The organism is Azoarcus sp. PA01, from assembly GCA_001274695.2.
Classification (GTDB): domain Bacteria; phylum Pseudomonadota; class Gammaproteobacteria; order Burkholderiales; family Rhodocyclaceae; genus Aromatoleum.
This window is the reverse complement of the sequence record LARU01000004.1, coordinates 1130666-1147267: the sequence shown is the minus strand read 5'-3', so window position 1 is coordinate 1147267 and position 16602 is coordinate 1130666. Positions and strand designations below refer to the sequence as shown.

Sequence of the window (16602 nt, the reverse complement as noted above, 5' to 3'; positions counted from 1 at the left end):
TTTTCCTAGTCGTTTCAGTCCCGTTGCGAGCGGCAGCGGGTCAGCGCAGCGGCGATAAAGTGTATTCCCGCGCGCGCCCTTTCGCGATCACGGGTTATGATCCGCGCGGTTTCGCAGTTTCCGTCCCTTCCGGTGCGCACGAGCGCCCCGCACCCAGACGCTGAGCATGAAATTCTCCACGCACCCCGTATGGCTGGTCGGCTTCCGGCCTTTCTTCATCCTCGCCTGCCTGTCCGGCATCGTGTTTCCGCTGGCATGGGCGGCGATCTTCGTCGGCCACGCGGCGCTGCCGTCGCCGCGCTTTTCCGGCGTGCAATGGCACGCGCACGAGATGTTCTTCGGCTTCGGCTGGGCGGTCATCGGCGGCTTCCTGCTGACGGCGTCGAAGAACTGGGTGCAGATCCGCGGCCACCACGGACCGGCGCTGATGCTGCTGGTGGCGTTGTGGCTGGTCGAGCGGATCGGCATGCTTTTCGGCGGAAGCTGGCCGCCGGCGCTGTTCGCGCTGTCCAATGTGGCGTTCCTCGCCGCGATCGTCGCGATGCTGATGTGGACGCTCGTGCGCCACCGCGCGACGGACAGCTTTGGTCGCGACAACTACTTCTTCCTGCTGATCCTGCCGGCTTTCCTGCTCGCGAAGTACCTGATCCTGAGCCCTGAGCACTTCCGCGCCGGCTGGCTGATGGCGCTCGGACTGTTCCGCGTCGCGTTCCTCGTGATGATGGAGCGTACCTTGACGCAGTTCATGAAAGGCATCTTCCAGGTCGAGCTGTTGCGCCATCCGCTGCTCGACACCGCGATCAAGCTGCTCGCGGTGTCGCTCGCGCTCGCCGGCCTGATGCCGCCGTCGCTCGCGGCGACGCTCTCGTGCGCGCTGGCGCTGCTCCTGGCGATCCGCTTCGTGTTCTGGAAGCCGCAGCTCGGACTGCGCCGGCTCGATCTTGCGGTCATGTATCTCGGCTATCTCGCGATCATCGTGCAGCTGCTGCTCGCCGCGCTCGACATCTGGGCCCCGCCGGCCTGGACCGGGGCGCTGGCGCTGCATGTGTTCACTTTCGGCACGATGGGGCTGGTCATCCCGGCGATGCTGGTGCGTATTTCGAAAGGCCATACCGGACGCAAAGTGGTGTTCGAGCCGGCCGACAAGCTCGTGCTGTGGATCATGCTCGCGGGCTTCGTGCTGCGCATCGTGCTGACGCAGCTCGACCCCGCCCGCTACGTGCTGTGGATCGACCTCTCGGCGCTGTGCTGGGCGGCCGCTTTCGGCCTGCTCGCGTGGCGCTACACGCCTTTCCTGCTGCAGGCGCGGATCGACGGCAAGGTGCACTGAAAAGCCGCTGCGCGCGGTCGCTGAATACCGTTCGGGCTGAGCTTGTCGAAGCCTTGGCAGCACCCTTCGACACGCTCAGGGCGAACGGTTGTGGCAGCGCCCTTCGACAAGCCTGTCCTGAGCGAAGTCGAAGGGGGCAGGGCGAACGGTTACTGTTGCGGCGCCGGCGTGCAACGTTACCGGCCCGTTACGGTCGACGGGTTTTCCTTTTAGGCGAGGACTGCTCCATGACTCTGGTACGCGACAAGCTTTTCATCGACGGCCGCTGGGTCGCGCCGCAAGGCCGCGGCTTCATCGACGTCATCGACCCGAGCGACGCGTCGGTCTATGCGCGCATTCCCGAAGGCGTGGCGGCGGACGCCGAAGCGGCGATCGCCGCGGCGCGCGGCGCGTTCGACGCGTGGTCGCGCACGTCCCCCGCGGAACGCGCGCAATACCTCGAGCGCATCGCCGCCGGCGTCCAGGCGCGCAGCGACGAGCTCGCGCTGGCGATCGCGCACGAAGTCGGCATGCCGCTGAAAATGGCGTCGCGGATCCAGGTCGGCGGGCCGCTCGCGAGCTGGCAGCACTATGCGAAGCTCGCCCGCGAGTTCGAATGGGAAGCGCGCGTCGGCAGTTCGCTCGTCGTGCGCGAGCCGGTCGGCGTCGTCGGCGCGATCACGCCGTGGAACTTCCCGCTGAACCAAGTCACGCTGAAAGTCGCGCCGGCGCTCGCCGCGGGCTGCACGGTCGTGCTGAAGCCGTCCGAAGTCGCGCCGATCAACGCGTTCATTCTTGCCGAGATCATCGAAGCGGCCGGGCTGCCGCCCGGCGTCTTCAATCTCGTCACCGGCTACGGCCCGGTCGTCGGTGAAGTGCTCGCATCGGACCCGCGCGTCGACATGGTGTCTTTCACCGGTTCGACGCAGGCCGGGCGGCGCGTCGCCGAGCTTGCCGCGGCGACGGTGAAGAAAGTCGCGCTCGAACTCGGCGGCAAGTCGGCGGCGATCGTGCTCGACGACGCGGATCTCGCCGCGGCAGTGAAGGGCACGGTGTCGAACTGCCTGCTGAACTCCGGGCAGACCTGCTCGGCGCATACGCGCCTGCTCGTACCGCGCGCCAAGCTCGACGAAGCGGCGAAGCTCGCCGCCGCCACGGCGTCGTCGTTCATGGTCGGCCCGGCGCTCGCCGAAGGCAGCCGGCTCGGGCCGCTGGTGTCGCAGGCGCAGCGCGACCGCGTCGTCGGCTACATCCGTCGCGGCGTCGACGAAGGCGCGCGGCTCGCGTGCGGCGGCGTCGATGCGGCGCCTGCGGGCGAAGGTTTCTTCGTCGCACCGACGGTGCTCGTCGTCGAGGACCCGAAAGCGACCGTCGCGCAGGAGGAGATCTTCGGCCCGGTGCTCGTGATCCTGCCGCACGACGGCGACGAGGATGCGGTTCGCGTCGCGAACGATTCGATTTACGGGCTCGCCGGCAGCGTGTGGGCCGGCAGCGACGAACATGCGCTCGCGGTCGCGCGCCGCATCCGCACCGGCCAGGTCGATGTCAATGGCGCGCCGTGGAATCCGCTCGCGCCGTTCGGCGGCTACCGGCAGTCGGGACTCGGGCGCGAGAACGGCGTGTACGGGCTCGAGGAATTCCTCGAGTACAAGGCGATCCAGCTGCGGCCCGAGCGCTGAACCGTGTGCCGCTGCCTCGCTGCAGCACGTTTGCCGAGCTGATAATATATACAGCCCGTTCAGCTTCGCACGCGCTACGTCAGCCCGACGATGATCCCCGATTTCCTCCGCCCCGCTGGCCTCGCGTTCGTCGACATCGAAACCACCGGTGCGACGGCCTCGCACGACTCGATCACTGAAATCGCGATCATCGAAGTCGGCGAGGACGGGGTGCGCGAGTGGTCGAGCCTGGTGCGGCCCGCTGGCCGCATCCCGGATTACATCGAAAGAATGACCGGCATCTCGAACGGCATGGTTGCCGACGCGCCGACTTTCGCCGAACTTGCCGAAACGGTCTTCGACCGCCTGCACGAGCGGGTTTTCGTCGCGCACAACGCCCGCTTCGACCACGGCTTCATCCGCGCGGCGTTCCGGCGGCTCGGCGTCGAATTCCGGCCGAAAGTGCTGTGCACGGTGCGCCTGTCGCGCCGCCTTTATCCACAGGAGCGGCGCCACAACCTCGATGCGCTGATCGCGCGGCACGGGCTGGAAGTCGAAGCGCGGCATCGGGCGCTCGGCGATGCGCAGGCGCTGTGGCAATTCTGGCAGCGCGTGCATCGGCAGTTCGGCGCGGCGCACCTCGAGCCGGTGCTGCGCGAACTCCTCGGCCGCCCGGCGCTGCCGCCGCATCTCGACTTCGACGCGATCGACGCGATCCCCGACGCGCCGGGCGTCTATCTTTTCTACGGCGAAAACGACCTGCCGCTCTACATCGGCAAAAGCAAGCACCTGCGTACCCGCGTGCTGGCGCATTTCGGTGCCGATCACCGCAGCAGCCGCGAGATGACGCTTTCGCAGCAGGTACGCCGCATCGACTGGATCGTCACCGCGGGGGAGATCGGTGCGTTGCTGAAGGAAGCCGAACTGATCAAGTCGCTGCTGCCGACGATGAACCGCAAGCTGCGCCGCAGCCGCGAATTGTGCAGCTGGGAACTCCAGCCGCAACCCGACGGCGGCTGGCGGCCGGAGCTGGTCCATGCGAGCGATCTCGATTTCGGCCGCCAGGAACACCTCTACGGCCTGTTTCGCACGCGCCGCGCAGCGGTCGAGGCGCTGCGCACGATCGCGACCGAGCAGCAGCTGTGTCCGCCGCTGCTCGGTCTGGAGAAGCCCGCCGCGGGGGGACGCTGCTTCACGCACCAGCTGCACCGCTGCAAAGGCGCGTGCGCGGGGGAGGAGTCGCGGCGGCTGCATGGCGCCCGTCTGATGCTCGCGCTGCACGACCTGCGGCTCGAGCACTGGCCGTATCCGGGTCCGGTCGGCCTCCGCGAAGGCGACGCAATGCACGTCGTCGACAGCTGGTGCTACCTCGGGACTGCGTCGTCGGAAGTCGATCTACACGCGCTCCTCGAAGCGGGGCGGCCGAGTTTCGAACTGGATGCGTATCGCATCCTCGTGAAAGCGATGCGCGGCGCGAAAGTCGTCGATTTGCACGATCTCGCGACGTGCTGCAGCTCGACCCGCGCACCCTGGAACTGCTGGTTCAGCGACTGAGGCTCTGCCGGCCGCGACTGCTCGCCGAGAAGGTCGATACGCCCGAGCGGGCACGACGGTGTCTCGCGCTCGGCTTCGATCTCTACCAGGGCGTCTTCTTCGGTCGCCCGACGGCGCTCGCAAGGGTCTGAACCGCCGGGAGGGGCAGGTTCGCGGCGCCTGCGTCGGCGCAGCGCGGAGTATCGAGCCGGTCTTATCCGCGACGCCAAGGAGCATTGAGCGGCGCCTGTACGCGATCGGTAATCAATTGTTGCGGCGCCGTCGCATAGGGCTGGCAAGCCGGTAATGTACGACCCTTTCAGCTTCGCGCCGGCTGCCGCAGGCGGATCATGATCCCGGATTTCCTCCACAAAATCAGACACGGGAGCATGGAAAAGCGCAGCCCCGGCCCGTTATATGCGGAGCAGGTGAGGCTGCTCTATGAGAATGCGCCGCTCGCCTATATCGTAACCGTCATCAACGGCGCGATCCTCAGTTACGTCCAGCTCGCCTTTATCCCCATTGCGGTTGTGTTTGCCTGGTATGGCTGCCTGTTGTTCGTCACCGCGCTCCGGGTCCTGGTTACATGGCGCTATGGCAAAGTCAAACGCGGCGCGAATGAAGCCCGTTTCTGGAACATTGCCTATTCGATCGGCGCGGCGGTAGCCGGCGTTGTTTGGGGGACGGCGGGCTGGGTGCTGTTTCCACCCGATTCGATCGCGCATCAGGTATTCGTCGCTTTTGTTCTGGCCGGCATGGCCGCAGGCGGCGTCAGCGTACTGGCGCCACGAATGGAAGCCTGCCTGGCGTTCCTGTTGCCTGCCCTGTTGCCGCTTGCCATTCAATATTTGACACTGCAGACGCCGCTGCAAACGGCGATGGGCGTCATGACGCTGATTTTCCTCGCAGGCATGTTGTTTTCTGCCTGGAATTTCCACCGCGTGATTCGCACCTCGTTGCGTCTTCGGTTCGACAAACAGGAACTGGAAGCGGAAGTCACGCGACACCAGCGCGCCGAAGAACGGCTTTTCCAGGAAAAGGACAGGCTGCAGACGACCGTGAGTTCCATCGGCGAAGGCGTCGCCTTGATCGACGCCGATGGTCGCATCGAATACATCAATCCTGCTGCGGAACAACTTTTCGGCCAGCATTGCGAGCATGTCCTGCACCGTCCGCCGAATGAAGTGTTCGAATGCTTCGACGATCAAGGCGCGCGCATTGCCACCGCGCTCGAAGACAGCCTGCATTCAGCAACGCCGCAACGGAAGCAATACGTCTTGTATGGAAAGGACAAAGCGAAGTACTTCGTCGAAGAACTGGCTACGCCGCTACTTGACCGCCTTGGCAAACTGGTGGGCGCCGTCTCGGTGTTGCGTGACGTGACGGAGGTGCAGAAATTTACCGAACAGCTGATACACGCCGTCGATCACGACGTGCTTACCGGCCTGCCAAACCGCAACTTGTTAACGGACAGGACGAAGCAGGCGATCGCGCGGGCACACCGCAAACATGAAAGCTTTGCGCTGCTCTTCGTAGACCTGGACCAGTTCAAGGCGGTCAACGACACGATGGGACACGCGTGCGGCGATGCGCTGCTGATTGATGTTGCAAAGCGTCTTACCAACTGCGTGCGCGAGGAAGACATGGTCGCAAGGCTGGGCGGGGACGAGTTCGTGGTCCTGCTCGATGGCCCGACGCACCGCAGGCACGTTGAAGCCGTCGCCAACAAGATTCTGCGTACTTTGCGCGAGCCTTTCCGACTCGGAGCCGAGTCCGCAACGATCTCCGGCAGCATCGGCTGCAGCCTGTATCCCCACGACGGCCATGACGTGGAAAGCCTGCTCGGTCGCGCCGATGCGGCGATGTACCGCGCCAAGCAGATGGGGCGCAATCAGAAAGCTTAAAAGGGATCGTTAGAAAGGAGCCGTCCCGGAAAACGGCGCGGCGACGAGAGCCGCAACGACGCCGGGGTCGTTCACGGGGCCCCACTCGCGCCGGTTTTTCAGCTCGGCTGGTCGGCTCGCCGGGCCCGCTCACAAGCGCCAGGCATCGGCAGTTCGGCTACGGCGCCAAGCCGACCGAGCGCATCACGACGCGCAGTACCGCCGCGATGGCCATGACTGCGGCGACGCTCGCGGCCCAGATCAGCACGAGCCACGCGACGCGCCTGAGCCATCGATTGGCCGGCGTCGCGACCCGCCGTGCCTCGACGGGCTCGCGCATCAGTGGTAGCCCTGCGTTTCGTCCACCTTGCCGCGGAACACGTAATAGCCCCACGCGGTGTACATCAGGATCAGCGGGATGATCAGCAGCGCGCCGACGAGCGTGAACCCCATGCTCTGTGGCGGGGCGGCGGCTTCCCAGATCGTGATCCCGGGCGGAACGATGTTCGGCCACAGGCTGATGCCGAGCCCGCTGTAGCCGAGGAACACGAGAAACAGCGTCAGCACGAAAGGCGCGACGTCGGGCGCGCGGCGCAGCCGCTGCAGCAGCTGCCACGCCGTCAGCGCGACGAGGAGCGGCACCGGCGCGAACCACAGCAGGTTCGGCCACGTGAACCAGCGCTGCGCGATGTCCTCGCGGGCGAGCGGCGTCCACACGCTGATTGCGACGATCACGGCGAGCAGAATCCACGTCAGTGGCCGCGCGATCGCGATCATCCGCGCCTGCAGCGCCCCCTGCGTCTTGACGATCAGCCACGTGCTGCCGAGCAGCGCGTAGGTCACGACGAGGCCGGCGCCGACGAAGAGCGGGAATGGCGCGAGCCAGTCGAACGGTCCGCCGGCATATGCGCGATCGACGACTTCGATGCCCTGGATGTAACCGCCGAGCGTGACGCCCTGGAAGAAAGTCGCCGCGAGCGAGCCGCCGATGAACGCCTTGTCCCACAGGTGGCGGTGCGCGTCGTCCGCCTTGAAGCGGAACTCGAACGCGACGCCGCGAAAGATCAGGCCGAGCAGCATCAGGATCAGCGGCAGGTAGAACGCGCTCAGCACGACTGCGTACGCGAGCGGGAACGCGGCGAGCAGCCCGGCGCCGCCGAGCACGAGCCAGGTCTCGTTGCCGTCCCACACCGGCGCGACGGTGTTCATCATCACGTCGCGATCGGTGCGGTGAGGGAAGAACGGGTACAGCAGGCCGATGCCGAGATCGAAACCGTCCATGACGACGTACATCATCACGCCGAACAGGATGATCACGGCCCACACCAGCGGAAGATCGATGCCCATGTCGTTCAGCCTCCGCTGCGCGTGGCGGTGATGTCGTCGGCCGCTTCCGGGGCGGCCGACAGCGGTCGTGCCGGAGTGCGGGGCTGGCCCGGGCCGCCGGGCACGGGCGCCGTCCCTTCGTCTGTCACCGGCCCGTGCGCGATGAGGCGCAGCAGATAGACCGTGCCCGCGCCGAATACGACGAAATAGACGACAACGAAAAGCGCCAGCGTCGTCGTGAGCTGCCCTGCGCCGTGCGACGACACGCCGTCGGCGGTGCGCATCACGTTGTACACAAGCCACGGCTGCCGGCCGATTTCGGTCGTGAACCAGCCGGCGAGCATCGCGACGAGGCCGGTCGGCCCCATCCACAGCGTGAATCGCAGCAGCGCGCGCGAATGGAACAGCTCGCCGCGCCAGCGCGTCCACAGCGCCCATACGCCGAGCGCGATCATCAGGAATCCCAGCCCGACCATGATGCGGAACGACCAGAACACGATCGTCGAGTTCGGCCGGTCCTCGCGCGGGAACTCCTTCAGCCCGGGGAACTGGCCATCCCACGAATGCGTGAGGATCAGGCTGCCGAGCCGCGGCACCTCCACTGCGAAGCGCGTCTCCTCGCGTTCCATGTCGGGCCAGCCGAACAAGATCAGCGGCACGCCTTCGCCGGGTTTGTTCTCCCAGTGCCCTTCCATCGCGGCGAGTTTCGCCGGCTGGTGGTCGAGGGTGTTGAGCCCGTGAAAATCCCCGACCACCGCCTGCAGCGGCGCGACGAAGAGCAGCATCCACATCGCCATCGACAGCATCTTGCGGATCGCCGGCGTGTCACGGCCGCGCAGCAGATGCCAGGCGCCGGATGCGCCGACGATCAGCGCGGTCGCGAGGAACGCCGCGATGCCCATGTGGACGAGGCGATACGGAAACGACGGGTTCAGGATTACCGCGATCCAGTCGGTCGGCACGACGCGCCCGTCGACGATCTCGTAGCCCGCCGGCGTCTGCATCCAGCTGTTCGACGCGAGGATCCACGTCGCCGACAGCAGCGTGCCGGCCGCGACCATCACCGTCGACAAAAAATGCAGGCCGGGACCGACGCGCGTCCAGCCGAACAGCATGACGCCGAGAAAGCCGGCCTCGAGGAAGAACGCTGTCAGCACTTCGTAGGCGAGCAGCGGTCCGGTCACGCCCCCGGCGAAATCGGAAAAATAGCTCCAGTTCGTGCCGAACTGGTACGCCATGACGACGCCGGAAACGACGCCCATGCCGAAGTTGACGGCGAAGATCTTCGACCAGAAATGGTACAGGTCGCGGAACACCTCCCGCCCGGTGCGCAGCCACTGGCCTTCGAGCACGACCAGGTAGCTCGCGAGCCCGATCGTGATCGCCGGAAACACGATATGGAACGAGATCGTGAAGCCGAACTGGATCCGGGCGAGCAGCAGCGCGTCGATGTCCCACATGGTCGAGCCCCTTCAGCTTGCCGTCGATCGGAACGAGGACAGGCCGGACGTACCGTTCTAGGTCCGCCGCTGCCGCCACGCATCGATGCTGAACGCGCCGGGCCCCTGGACGCTCAGGACGAAGAAGCCGCCGGCGATCGCAAGATTCTTCATGAACGAGATGAACTGCATCTGGTTCGAGAAATCGGTGTGGAAGATCACTGCGGCGAGCAGGCAGAACACGCCCAGCCCGACCGCGGCGATTCGCGTCAGCAGGCCGAACGCGATCGCGAGGCCGCCGCCGAGTTCGGCGAAAATCACCAGCGGCAACAGCGCACCGCTCACGCCCATCGACTCCATGTACTCCTGGCTGCCGGCGTAGCCTTTGATCTTTCCCCAGCCGCTGACGATGAAAATCAGCGCGAGCAGCAGACGCCCGGCCAGAACGGTGAAATCCTTCATCACTTGTTCTCCTTCGTATCGTGGGTCGGGACCGTTCCTTATATTTAGACGACAAATCGGAGACTCACCGGCCCGAGTCGATTCGCCGGGCGGCGCACCGTGCCGAGACACGAGCGCGGGCAACAAGCTCTTCCCGGGTCACTGCGCGGCCGATTCGACTCAGAGGGCCGAGTGCAGATGCCCGCCAACCAGCGCGAACAGTTCGTTGCGGTGATGTATTCCGAGGCGCTCGAACGCCCGGTCTCGGTAGGTTTTCACGGTCGCCGGAGACAACTGCAAGTCGGCCGCGATGCCCTCATGAGTCCACCCTTTGAGCATGCGGTCACATACCTCTCGCTCGCGCCGGGTAAGCGCATTCAGCGGAAAATGGTCTGTCCCGGCCTTTACACACAGCGACAGGTGCCGGTTGACCGAAGCGAGGAGCGGACGTCCGAACTTCCGGATGGCGTCGATTTCATCGTCGGAAAACGCCTGCTGTCCTTCGTTGCGATAGAAATTGATCGACGTCAGCCCGGATTCGTCGTGTGCGGAAACGATCGACAGCCGCTCGCGCAGCCCGTGCCGAGAGTAGATCGCCTCGCGGTGCCGTGCCGAAAATTCCGTCGCATGCCAGTGCAGAAGGGCAGCGTCAGCCTCGCGCAGATGCTCCTTGGCCAAACAGAACGTTTCATCCCTTCGGTACAGCGACGCGCGGTAAACACGCCAGGATTCCCGGGTGCCGTCCGACACGCCGAAACTGCCGGAGGCGTGCAGCGTCGGGGGCTGATCGTCAAAGAGGCGATAAACAGACCACCAGCAAAGGGGCATCCACCGGTTGAGCTGCGCCAGTGCCTCCTTGCCGAACGTCGCGTCCCCGATCGAACCGATGACACCTATGAGCGCTTCCTGCGCCCCGCTTTCGTCGGGGCGGCAACTGGAAGTCACTGATTTCTGAAGCGAGATCAATTGCATAAGGGGAAGGACCCGCGAAACGTGTCCCCATCGCAGGGGACAGACAAACCTCTGTGCCCGGCCTAGTCTTGCCCTGTGAGACCGCTTCATGTCGCTACTGCGGCACGGTCGGCGACTGCGCCGACGAATGCGCTCTCATGACTGCCATTCCGATAATAGTGGGAGACAAGGATGAAGAAAACAGTTCCAGGCTGGGCCGTTGTTGCTACGGCCATCACCGTTCTGGGTCTATCGTTCGCCGGTTCGGCGGCGGCTCAGCTCAAAGTCGGGATCACCTTGTCGACGACGGGGCCGGCGGCGTCCCTCGGCATCCCGGAGAAAAATACGGTAACGCTGTTCCCGAAGGAAATTGCCGGGCAGAACGTCGAGTACATCGTGCTGGACGATGCGTCCGACCCGACGACGGCGAGCAAGAATGTGCGGCGCTTCGTCGATGAGGGCAAGGTCGATGTGATCATCGGTTCGACGATTTCCCCGAACTCGCTCGCGATGATCGACGTGGCCGCCGACACGGGAACGCCGATGATCAGCATCGCCGGCGCGTCGCGGATCGTCGAACCGATGGATGACAAGCGCAAGTGGGTATTCAAGACGCCGCAGCACGATTCGCTGATGGCCGAAGGGATCATCGAGCATTTCGCGGCGGCCGGGGGCAAGGCATTGGCGGTGATTGCCCAGTCGGACGCGTACGGCGATGGATGGCTCGCTGAACTGCAGAAGTTCGCCGCCGCGCGCGACGTGAAAATCGTCGCGCTCGAACGGTACAACCGTGCCGACACGAGCGTCACGGCGCAGGCGTTGAAAGTGATGGCGGCCAAGCCGGACGCCGTCGCGGTCGTCGGCGCGGGTACTCCCGCGGCGCTGCCGCAAAAGACTTTGCGTGAGCGCGGCTACGACGGACCCATCTACCAGACCCACGGCGTTGCCAACAACGACTTTCTGCGGGTCGGCGGCAAGGACGTGGAGGGGACGATTCTCCCCGCGGGACCGGTACTCGTTGCAGCGCAACTGCCGGCCTCGGAAATCAAGACCGTCGCGACGGACTATGTGCAGCGATACGAGGAGGCCTTCGGCAAGGACACCGTAACCACTTTCGGTGCCCATGCGTGGGATGCGATGTTGCTGCTGCGCAATGCAGTTCCGGGCGCGCTGGCGAAGGCGGCGCCCGGTACGCCCGAGTTTCGCGCTGCGCTGCGGGATGCCCTCGAAGGCACGAAGAACCTGACCGTTTCGCACGGCATCATGACCATGACTCCCGACGATCACAACGGGATGGACGCGCGCTCACGCGTGATGGTGACGATCGAGAACGGCCGGTGGACGCTCATTTCCGCAAGCAAGGCGCAGTAAGCATGAGGACGTCCCACATCTCAACGGCGCGCGACGTGGCGCGCATCGCGGCCGAGCCGTATGAGCATTTCATGCGTCACGGCAGCGTGTTCGAGGCGCTGGCGGACGCGGCGAAGCAGCATTCGGAGCGCAACGCGCTGACCTTCATCAGCGTCGCGGATCCCGCTGTTCCGGCCCGCAGCTGGACCTATGCGCAATTCGTGACCGAGATCACGCGGACCGCGAACCTCTTCCACAAGCTCGCCGCGGGGGAGGAGCCGCGCATCGCGATGCTGCTCCCCCCCATTCCGGAGGCGTACTTCACGCTGTGGGGAGGCGAGACGGCCGGCGTCGTCTGCCCGATCAACTACCTGCTCAATGCCGAGCACATCGGCGAACTGATCCGTGCCGCGCGGGCGAACATCCTCGTGACGCTCGGACCCGATCCCGATCTCGACATCTGGTCGCGCGTGCCGCGACTGCTGGCGGAGTGCCCGGGGTTGCGCCACGTGCTGGCGGTGGGAGGAGCCGCAGGCGCGGCCGATCTTGCCAGCGAAGTCGCGGCGATGCCGGGCGAGGCGCTCACGTTCGAACGGCAGGTCGGGCCGACGACGCTCGCGGCCCTGTTTCATACCGGTGGCACCACCGGCGCGCCGAAGCTGGCCCAGCACACGCATCGCAACCAGCTTCATGCGGCCTGGGGCGCGGCGCAGATGTATGCCACGAGCGAGCGCGACGTCATGCTCAACGGCTTCCCGCTGTTCCATGTCGCCGGAGCGTTCGTGTACGGCCTGTCCACGCTGCTGTCCGGCGGCGAAGTCGTGCTGCCGACGCTGCTCGGCATGCGCAACGCCGGCTTCGTCGAGCGCTACTGGACTTTTGTCGAGCGCCACCGCGTCAGTTTGCTCGCGGCGGTGCCGACCGTCATCGCGTCGCTGATGAACACCGATCCGGGCCCGGCTCGCCTCGACAGCGTCCGTGCGCTGCTCACCGGCGGCTCACCGCTGCCGACCGAACTCGCCACGGCTTTCGAGCGTCGCTTCGGCATACCCGTCAGAAACATTCTCGGCATGACCGAGTGCGCCGGCGTCATCAGCATCGAGCCGTTTCACGCCCCGCGTACGCCCGGATCCTGCGGGCTGCCGTTGCCTTTCACCGAAGTCAGGGCGGTCGCCGACGACGGGCGAACCTGTGCGGCAGAAGAGACGGGCATTCTTCGCGTGCGCGGGCCGAACGTCGGTCCCGGCTACACCGATATGCGGCGCAACACCGGGACGTTCACCGCGGACGGCTGGCTGATCACCGGCGATATCGGTCATGTCGATGCCGAAGGGCGCGTCTTCGTCACCGGCCGGGCCAAGGATGTGATCATCCGCAGCAGCCACAACATCGACCCGCGGGTGATCGAGGATGCGCTGCTGAAGCACCCCGACGTGCTGATGGCCGCCGCGGTCGGCGAACCCGACGAATATGCGGGAGAACTGCCGGTGGCTTTCGTGTCACTCAAGCCGGGGGCGAAAGTCGACCCAGCGGCGCTGGCCGCTTTCATCGCACCGCACATCCCCGAGCGGCCGGCTTTTCCGCGGCGGATCGACATCATTCCCTCGATCCCGGTCACCGCGATCGGCAAGGTGTACAAGCCGGCGCTGCGCGCGCTGGCGACGCAACGGGTGATCCAGGATCGGCTGGCGGAGGCAGGACTCGCCGGCAAGGTCGAGGCGACGGCCGTGGAAACCGCGTCGGGGCCCGCCTTACGATTCGTGATTGCGGACAAGGCGTTGCGACCCGAGCTCGAAGCGCGCATACGCGAGCTCATGGGGCGCTATGCAGTTTCTTTTGATTTCCAGGATTAACGATTTCCGGGATCAGCGCACAGGGCGCGAGGGATACGCCTGTGCCTCCAACGAATGGACGGCCAAATGACTCTTCCGATCACGTTTCACTGCCAAGGCGCGATTGCCACGATCACCCTGAACGCGCCGCAAACGCGTAACGCGCTCACGCCCGAGATGCTGTGTCGCTTGGGTGATGCAGTGAAGGCATTCGCCGGCGATCCCGCGTTGCGGGTCGCAATCGTCACCGGCAGCGGCGACCGCGCTTTCTGTGCCGGAGGCGACCTGGCACGGACGATTCCGCTTTTGAGCGGCGATCGCGCTCCCGAGGACGAGTGGGACCATCGGCTGCTGGCGGATCCCGAGATCCTTGCCGCGTCAGGCTTGCGCGAGTACCCGTTGCACAAACCGGTGATCGCCGCGATCAACGGCGCATGCATGGCAGCGGGATTCGAGCTGATGCTCGGCACGGATTTGCGCATCGCCGCCGAACACGCCGTGTTTGCGCTGCCCGAAGTCAAGCGGGCGGTGATTCCGTTCGCGGGATCGATGGTGCGTTTGCCGCGGCAGGTGTCGTACTGCCATGCGATGGAGATCATGCTCACCGGCGAGGCGCTCGCAGCGGACGAGGCCTGGCGCATGGGGCTGGTGAATCGAGTCGTGCCCGCCTCGCAGGTCATGCCGGAAGCGCTTGCGCTGGCCGAGCGAATCGCGAAAAACGGGCCTCTCGCGGTGCAGGCGGTCAAGCGCACGGTGGTCGCGTCGAGCGGGCTGCCGCTCAGCGAGGGGTATCGCCTCGAGGACGAGAGCAAGCGAAGCGTATTGTCGAGCGAAGATGCGCGCGAAGGCCCGCGCGCGTTCATGCAAAAGCGCGAGCCGCATTTCCACGGACGTTGAGAGGTCGAACGGAGTCGGCGGTGAACGCCGCGCCTAGGCCCAGCCGAGCGCGCCGGCGACGCCGCCGAGGGCGATCAGCCAGATCGGCGCGAGGCGCGTGCGCAGCATCGCGACCACTGTCGCCGCGATCAGCACGATGCCGCCGACGCGGTGGGCCGGTTCGCGCACGAAAGGCAGCGCGAGCACCCAGCCGGACGAGAACATCAGCCCGACGGTGACCGGCGCGAGGCCCGCGGTGAACGCGCGCACCGCCGGGGTGTCGCGGCGCCGGCTGCCCCAGCGGCTGACGCCGAGCGACAGCAGCGTCGATGGCAGCAGGATGCCGACGAACGCGGCGGCGGCCCCGAGCAGGCCGGCGACCTGGAAGCCGAGCACCGGCACGAACAGCACGTTCGGCCCGGGCGCGGCCTGCGCGAGCGCGATCGCAGTCGTGAAGTCCGCGTCGGTGAGCCAGCCGCGATCGTGCACCAGCAGGCGATGCATCTCCGGCGCCGTCGACATCGCGCCGCCGATCGACAGCAGCGACAGCGTCAGAAAGTGCAGGAAGAATTCCGGCAGGTCGGACAGCATGAAGGCGGTCGTCATGGCTGCCGCTCCTGCCGCGCGATGCACCAGCGGGCGAGCCCCCATGCGAAGACGCCGAACCCGATGACGACCCACGCCAGCGGCACGCGCAACACCGCGACGGCGACGAGCGTCGCCAGGCCGAGCAGTGCGCACAGCACGAGCCCCATCGGGTTGCGCCGTAACGTGCCGAGCATCTTGAAGCCCATCGCCAGCATCAGCCCGGCGGCGACGGCGCCCATGCCGCGCAATGCGCCGGCGACGACCGGGTAATCGGAAAGCCGGTTGTAGCTCGCCGCGAGCACCAGCACGAGCACGAGCGGCGCGAACAGCATGCCGGCGATCGCCGCGAATGCGCCGCGCCAGCCGAAGAAGCGGTCGCCGAGCATCAGCGACAGATTGACGACGTTCGGGCCCGGCAGCAGCTGCGCGAGCGAATACGCGGCGATGAATTCCTCGCGCGTCAGCCAGGCGCGGCGATCGACGAGTTCGCGCTGGGCGACTGCCAGCACGCCGCCGAAGCCCTGCAGCGCGAGCATGGTGAAAGCGATGAACAGATCGAGCGGCGAGCGCGGACCGGGACCGGCTGCGAGGGTCGCGATCGCGGGTTGCGGGGAAGTCAGTTTGGGCTCCGGCAGTTGGGGGTCGGCAAACGAAGGCGCGAGCTTATCGCAAACGATGCTCCTGGCGCGCCCCCGCCGCGCGATCCTCCCGCTGCGGCGCCTCTTTCAGTCCGCCGGCTGCGCGCCCGGTTTGGCGCGAAACCGCTCGAGGCAGGCCACGACTTCGTCATCCTCGACCTGATCGAAGTTGCGATAGAACTGGCCGACGGCCATGAAATTCGGCGGCGTATACAGGCACACGACTTCGTCCGCGTACGGCTTCACTTTTTCCACGCTTGCCGGGGCGCCGACCGGCACCGCGCAGATCAGCCGCTGCGGCCCTTTGCTGCGGACCGCGTGCAGCGCGCCGATCATCGTCGCCCCGGTCGCGAGCCCGTCATCGACGACGATGACGATGCGCCCGGCGGGATCGACCGGGGGATGGTGGGGCGAATACGAGCGGCGCCGTTCCTTCAACCGCTCGAGCTGCCGCGCGCGCTCGCCTTCCAGGTACTCCTCGCTCGCGGCATCGGGATCGGAGATGAACGACCAGCCGCTCTCGTCGATCGCCCCGACTGCGTATTCCGGCTGCCACGGCGCGCCGAGCTTGCGCACCAGCACGACGTCGAGCTCGGCCTGCAGCGCTTCGGCCAGGGCGGCGCCCATCGGCACCGCGCCGCGGGGAATTGCGAGGATCAGCGCGTGCTTCCCGCGCCACGCATCGAGTGCGGCGGCGAGCTGGGCAGCCGCGTCCATTCGGTCTGCGAACTGCATGATGTCTCCTTCGCGGCGCGCATCCAGGCTCTCGGCCCTTGCC

16 protein-coding genes are annotated in these 16602 nt (G+C 66.2%); 8 read left to right on the top strand and 8 right to left on the bottom strand.

From position 1 onward, the window contains the following. Positions 1-166 precede the first annotated feature (166 nt). From PA01_17525 to PA01_19190, 5 genes are all read left to right on the top strand, one after another. Positions 167-1330 (top strand): NnrS family protein, encoded by a 1164-nt coding sequence (locus PA01_17525; protein KON80198.1) that lies wholly within the window; start codon positions 167-169, stop codon positions 1328-1330. Positions 1331-1557: 227 nt separating this feature from the next. Next, the gene (locus PA01_17520; protein ID KON80197.1) at positions 1558-2988 is read left to right on the top strand and encodes an aldehyde dehydrogenase family protein; all 1431 of its coding nucleotides are present in this window, start codon (positions 1558-1560) and stop codon (positions 2986-2988) included. Positions 2989-3078: 90 nt separating this feature from the next. Next, a complete protein-coding gene (locus tag PA01_17515; protein KON80196.1) occupies positions 3079-4521 on the top strand; it encodes an exonuclease domain-containing protein in 1443 nt (480 codons plus the stop codon). Next, the gene (locus PA01_17510; GenBank protein KON80195.1) at positions 4473-4652 is read left to right on the top strand and encodes an EAL domain-containing protein; all 180 of its coding nucleotides are present in this window, start codon (positions 4473-4475) and stop codon (positions 4650-4652) included. Before PA01_17515 ends, PA01_17510 begins: the two co-directional genes overlap by 49 nt. A gap of 198 nt (positions 4653-4850) precedes the next feature. Continuing rightward, complete coding sequence (locus tag PA01_19190; GenBank protein ID KAI5912367.1) at positions 4851-6404, top strand: diguanylate cyclase; 1554 nt, start codon at positions 4851-4853, stop codon at positions 6402-6404. A gap of 157 nt (positions 6405-6561) precedes the next feature. Here PA01_19190 and PA01_19185 read toward each other — a convergent pair whose 3' ends face one another. The 5 genes from PA01_19185 to PA01_19180 form a co-directional block, all read right to left on the bottom strand. Then, positions 6562-6723 (bottom strand): DUF2474 family protein, encoded by a 162-nt coding sequence (locus PA01_19185; protein ID KAI5912366.1) that lies wholly within the window; start codon positions 6721-6723, stop codon positions 6562-6564. Then, positions 6723-7730: a cytochrome d ubiquinol oxidase subunit II gene (cydB, locus tag PA01_17500; protein ID KON80194.1), complete on the bottom strand. Its 1008-nt coding sequence runs from the start codon at positions 7728-7730 to the stop codon at positions 6723-6725. The genes PA01_19185 and cydB overlap by 1 nt, the downstream gene beginning before the upstream one ends. Before the next feature lie 5 nt (positions 7731-7735). After that, on the bottom strand, positions 7736-9169 hold the full coding sequence (locus PA01_17495) for a cytochrome ubiquinol oxidase subunit I (GenBank protein KON80193.1): 1434 nt from the start codon (positions 9167-9169) through the stop codon (positions 7736-7738). A gap of 57 nt (positions 9170-9226) precedes the next feature. Then, positions 9227-9610 (bottom strand): DoxX family protein, encoded by a 384-nt coding sequence (locus tag PA01_17490; protein ID KON80192.1) that lies wholly within the window; start codon positions 9608-9610, stop codon positions 9227-9229. 159 nt (positions 9611-9769) lie between these two features. Next, entirely contained in the window at positions 9770-10561 is a 792-nt protein-coding gene (locus PA01_19180) for a LuxR C-terminal-related transcriptional regulator (GenBank protein KAI5912365.1), read from the bottom strand. A gap of 171 nt (positions 10562-10732) precedes the next feature. Here PA01_19180 and PA01_17480 point away from each other — a divergent pair, with 171 nt between their 5' ends. The 3 genes from PA01_17480 (at position 10733) to PA01_17470 (ending at position 14619) form a co-directional block, all read left to right on the top strand. Continuing rightward, positions 10733-11911, top strand: coding sequence for an ABC transporter substrate-binding protein (locus PA01_17480; protein KON80423.2), 1179 nt, complete (start codon positions 10733-10735; stop codon positions 11909-11911). Positions 11912-11913: 2 nt separating this feature from the next. After that, positions 11914-13743, top strand: coding sequence for an acyl-CoA synthetase (locus PA01_17475; GenBank protein ID KON80191.1), 1830 nt, complete (start codon positions 11914-11916; stop codon positions 13741-13743). A gap of 66 nt (positions 13744-13809) precedes the next feature. Beyond that, the gene (locus PA01_17470) at positions 13810-14619 is read left to right on the top strand and encodes an enoyl-CoA hydratase-related protein (GenBank protein KON80190.1); all 810 of its coding nucleotides are present in this window, start codon (positions 13810-13812) and stop codon (positions 14617-14619) included. Positions 14620-14652: 33 nt separating this feature from the next. Here PA01_17470 and PA01_17465 read toward each other — a convergent pair whose 3' ends face one another. The 3 genes from PA01_17465 to PA01_17455 form a co-directional block, all read right to left on the bottom strand. Next, a complete protein-coding gene (locus PA01_17465; protein ID KON80189.1) occupies positions 14653-15204 on the bottom strand; it encodes a chromate transporter in 552 nt (183 codons plus the stop codon). Beyond that, positions 15201-15806 (bottom strand): chromate transporter, encoded by a 606-nt coding sequence (locus tag PA01_17460; GenBank protein ID KON80188.1) that lies wholly within the window; start codon positions 15804-15806, stop codon positions 15201-15203. The genes PA01_17465 and PA01_17460 overlap by 4 nt, the downstream gene beginning before the upstream one ends. 105 nt (positions 15807-15911) lie before the next feature. Next, on the bottom strand, positions 15912-16559 hold the full coding sequence (locus PA01_17455) for a phosphoribosyltransferase family protein (protein ID KON80187.1): 648 nt from the start codon (positions 16557-16559) through the stop codon (positions 15912-15914). Positions 16560-16602 lie beyond the last annotated feature (43 nt).

Bases quoted from the DNA above. Each gene is read 5' to 3' on its own strand.
- PA01_17495 (KON80193.1), bottom strand. From the start codon at position 9,169: ATGTGGGACATCGACGCGCTGCTGCTCGCCCGGATCCAGTTCGGCTTC.
- PA01_17465 (KON80189.1), bottom strand. From the start codon at position 15,204: ATGACGACCGCCTTCATGCTGTCCGACCTGCCGGAATTCTTCCTGCAC.
- PA01_17480 (KON80423.2), top strand. From the start codon at position 10,733: ATGAAGAAAACAGTTCCAGGCTGGGCCGTTGTTGCTACGGCCATCACC.
- PA01_17490 (KON80192.1), bottom strand. From the start codon at position 9,610: ATGAAGGATTTCACCGTTCTGGCCGGGCGTCTGCTGCTCGCGCTGATT.
- PA01_17455 (KON80187.1), bottom strand. From the start codon at position 16,559: ATGCAGTTCGCAGACCGAATGGACGCGGCTGCCCAGCTCGCCGCCGCA.
- PA01_19180 (KAI5912365.1), bottom strand. From the start codon at position 10,561: ATGCAATTGATCTCGCTTCAGAAATCAGTGACTTCCAGTTGCCGCCCC.
- PA01_19185 (KAI5912366.1), bottom strand. From the start codon at position 6,723: ATGCGCGAGCCCGTCGAGGCACGGCGGGTCGCGACGCCGGCCAATCGA.
- PA01_17515 (KON80196.1), top strand. From the start codon at position 3,079: ATGATCCCCGATTTCCTCCGCCCCGCTGGCCTCGCGTTCGTCGACATC.
- PA01_17470 (KON80190.1), top strand. From the start codon at position 13,810: ATGACTCTTCCGATCACGTTTCACTGCCAAGGCGCGATTGCCACGATC.
- PA01_17475 (KON80191.1), top strand. From the start codon at position 11,914: ATGAGGACGTCCCACATCTCAACGGCGCGCGACGTGGCGCGCATCGCG.
- cydB (KON80194.1), bottom strand. From the start codon at position 7,730: ATGGGCATCGATCTTCCGCTGGTGTGGGCCGTGATCATCCTGTTCGGC.
- PA01_17520 (KON80197.1), top strand. From the start codon at position 1,558: ATGACTCTGGTACGCGACAAGCTTTTCATCGACGGCCGCTGGGTCGCG.
- PA01_17525 (KON80198.1), top strand. From the start codon at position 167: ATGAAATTCTCCACGCACCCCGTATGGCTGGTCGGCTTCCGGCCTTTC.
- PA01_19190 (KAI5912367.1), top strand. From the start codon at position 4,851: ATGATCCCGGATTTCCTCCACAAAATCAGACACGGGAGCATGGAAAAG.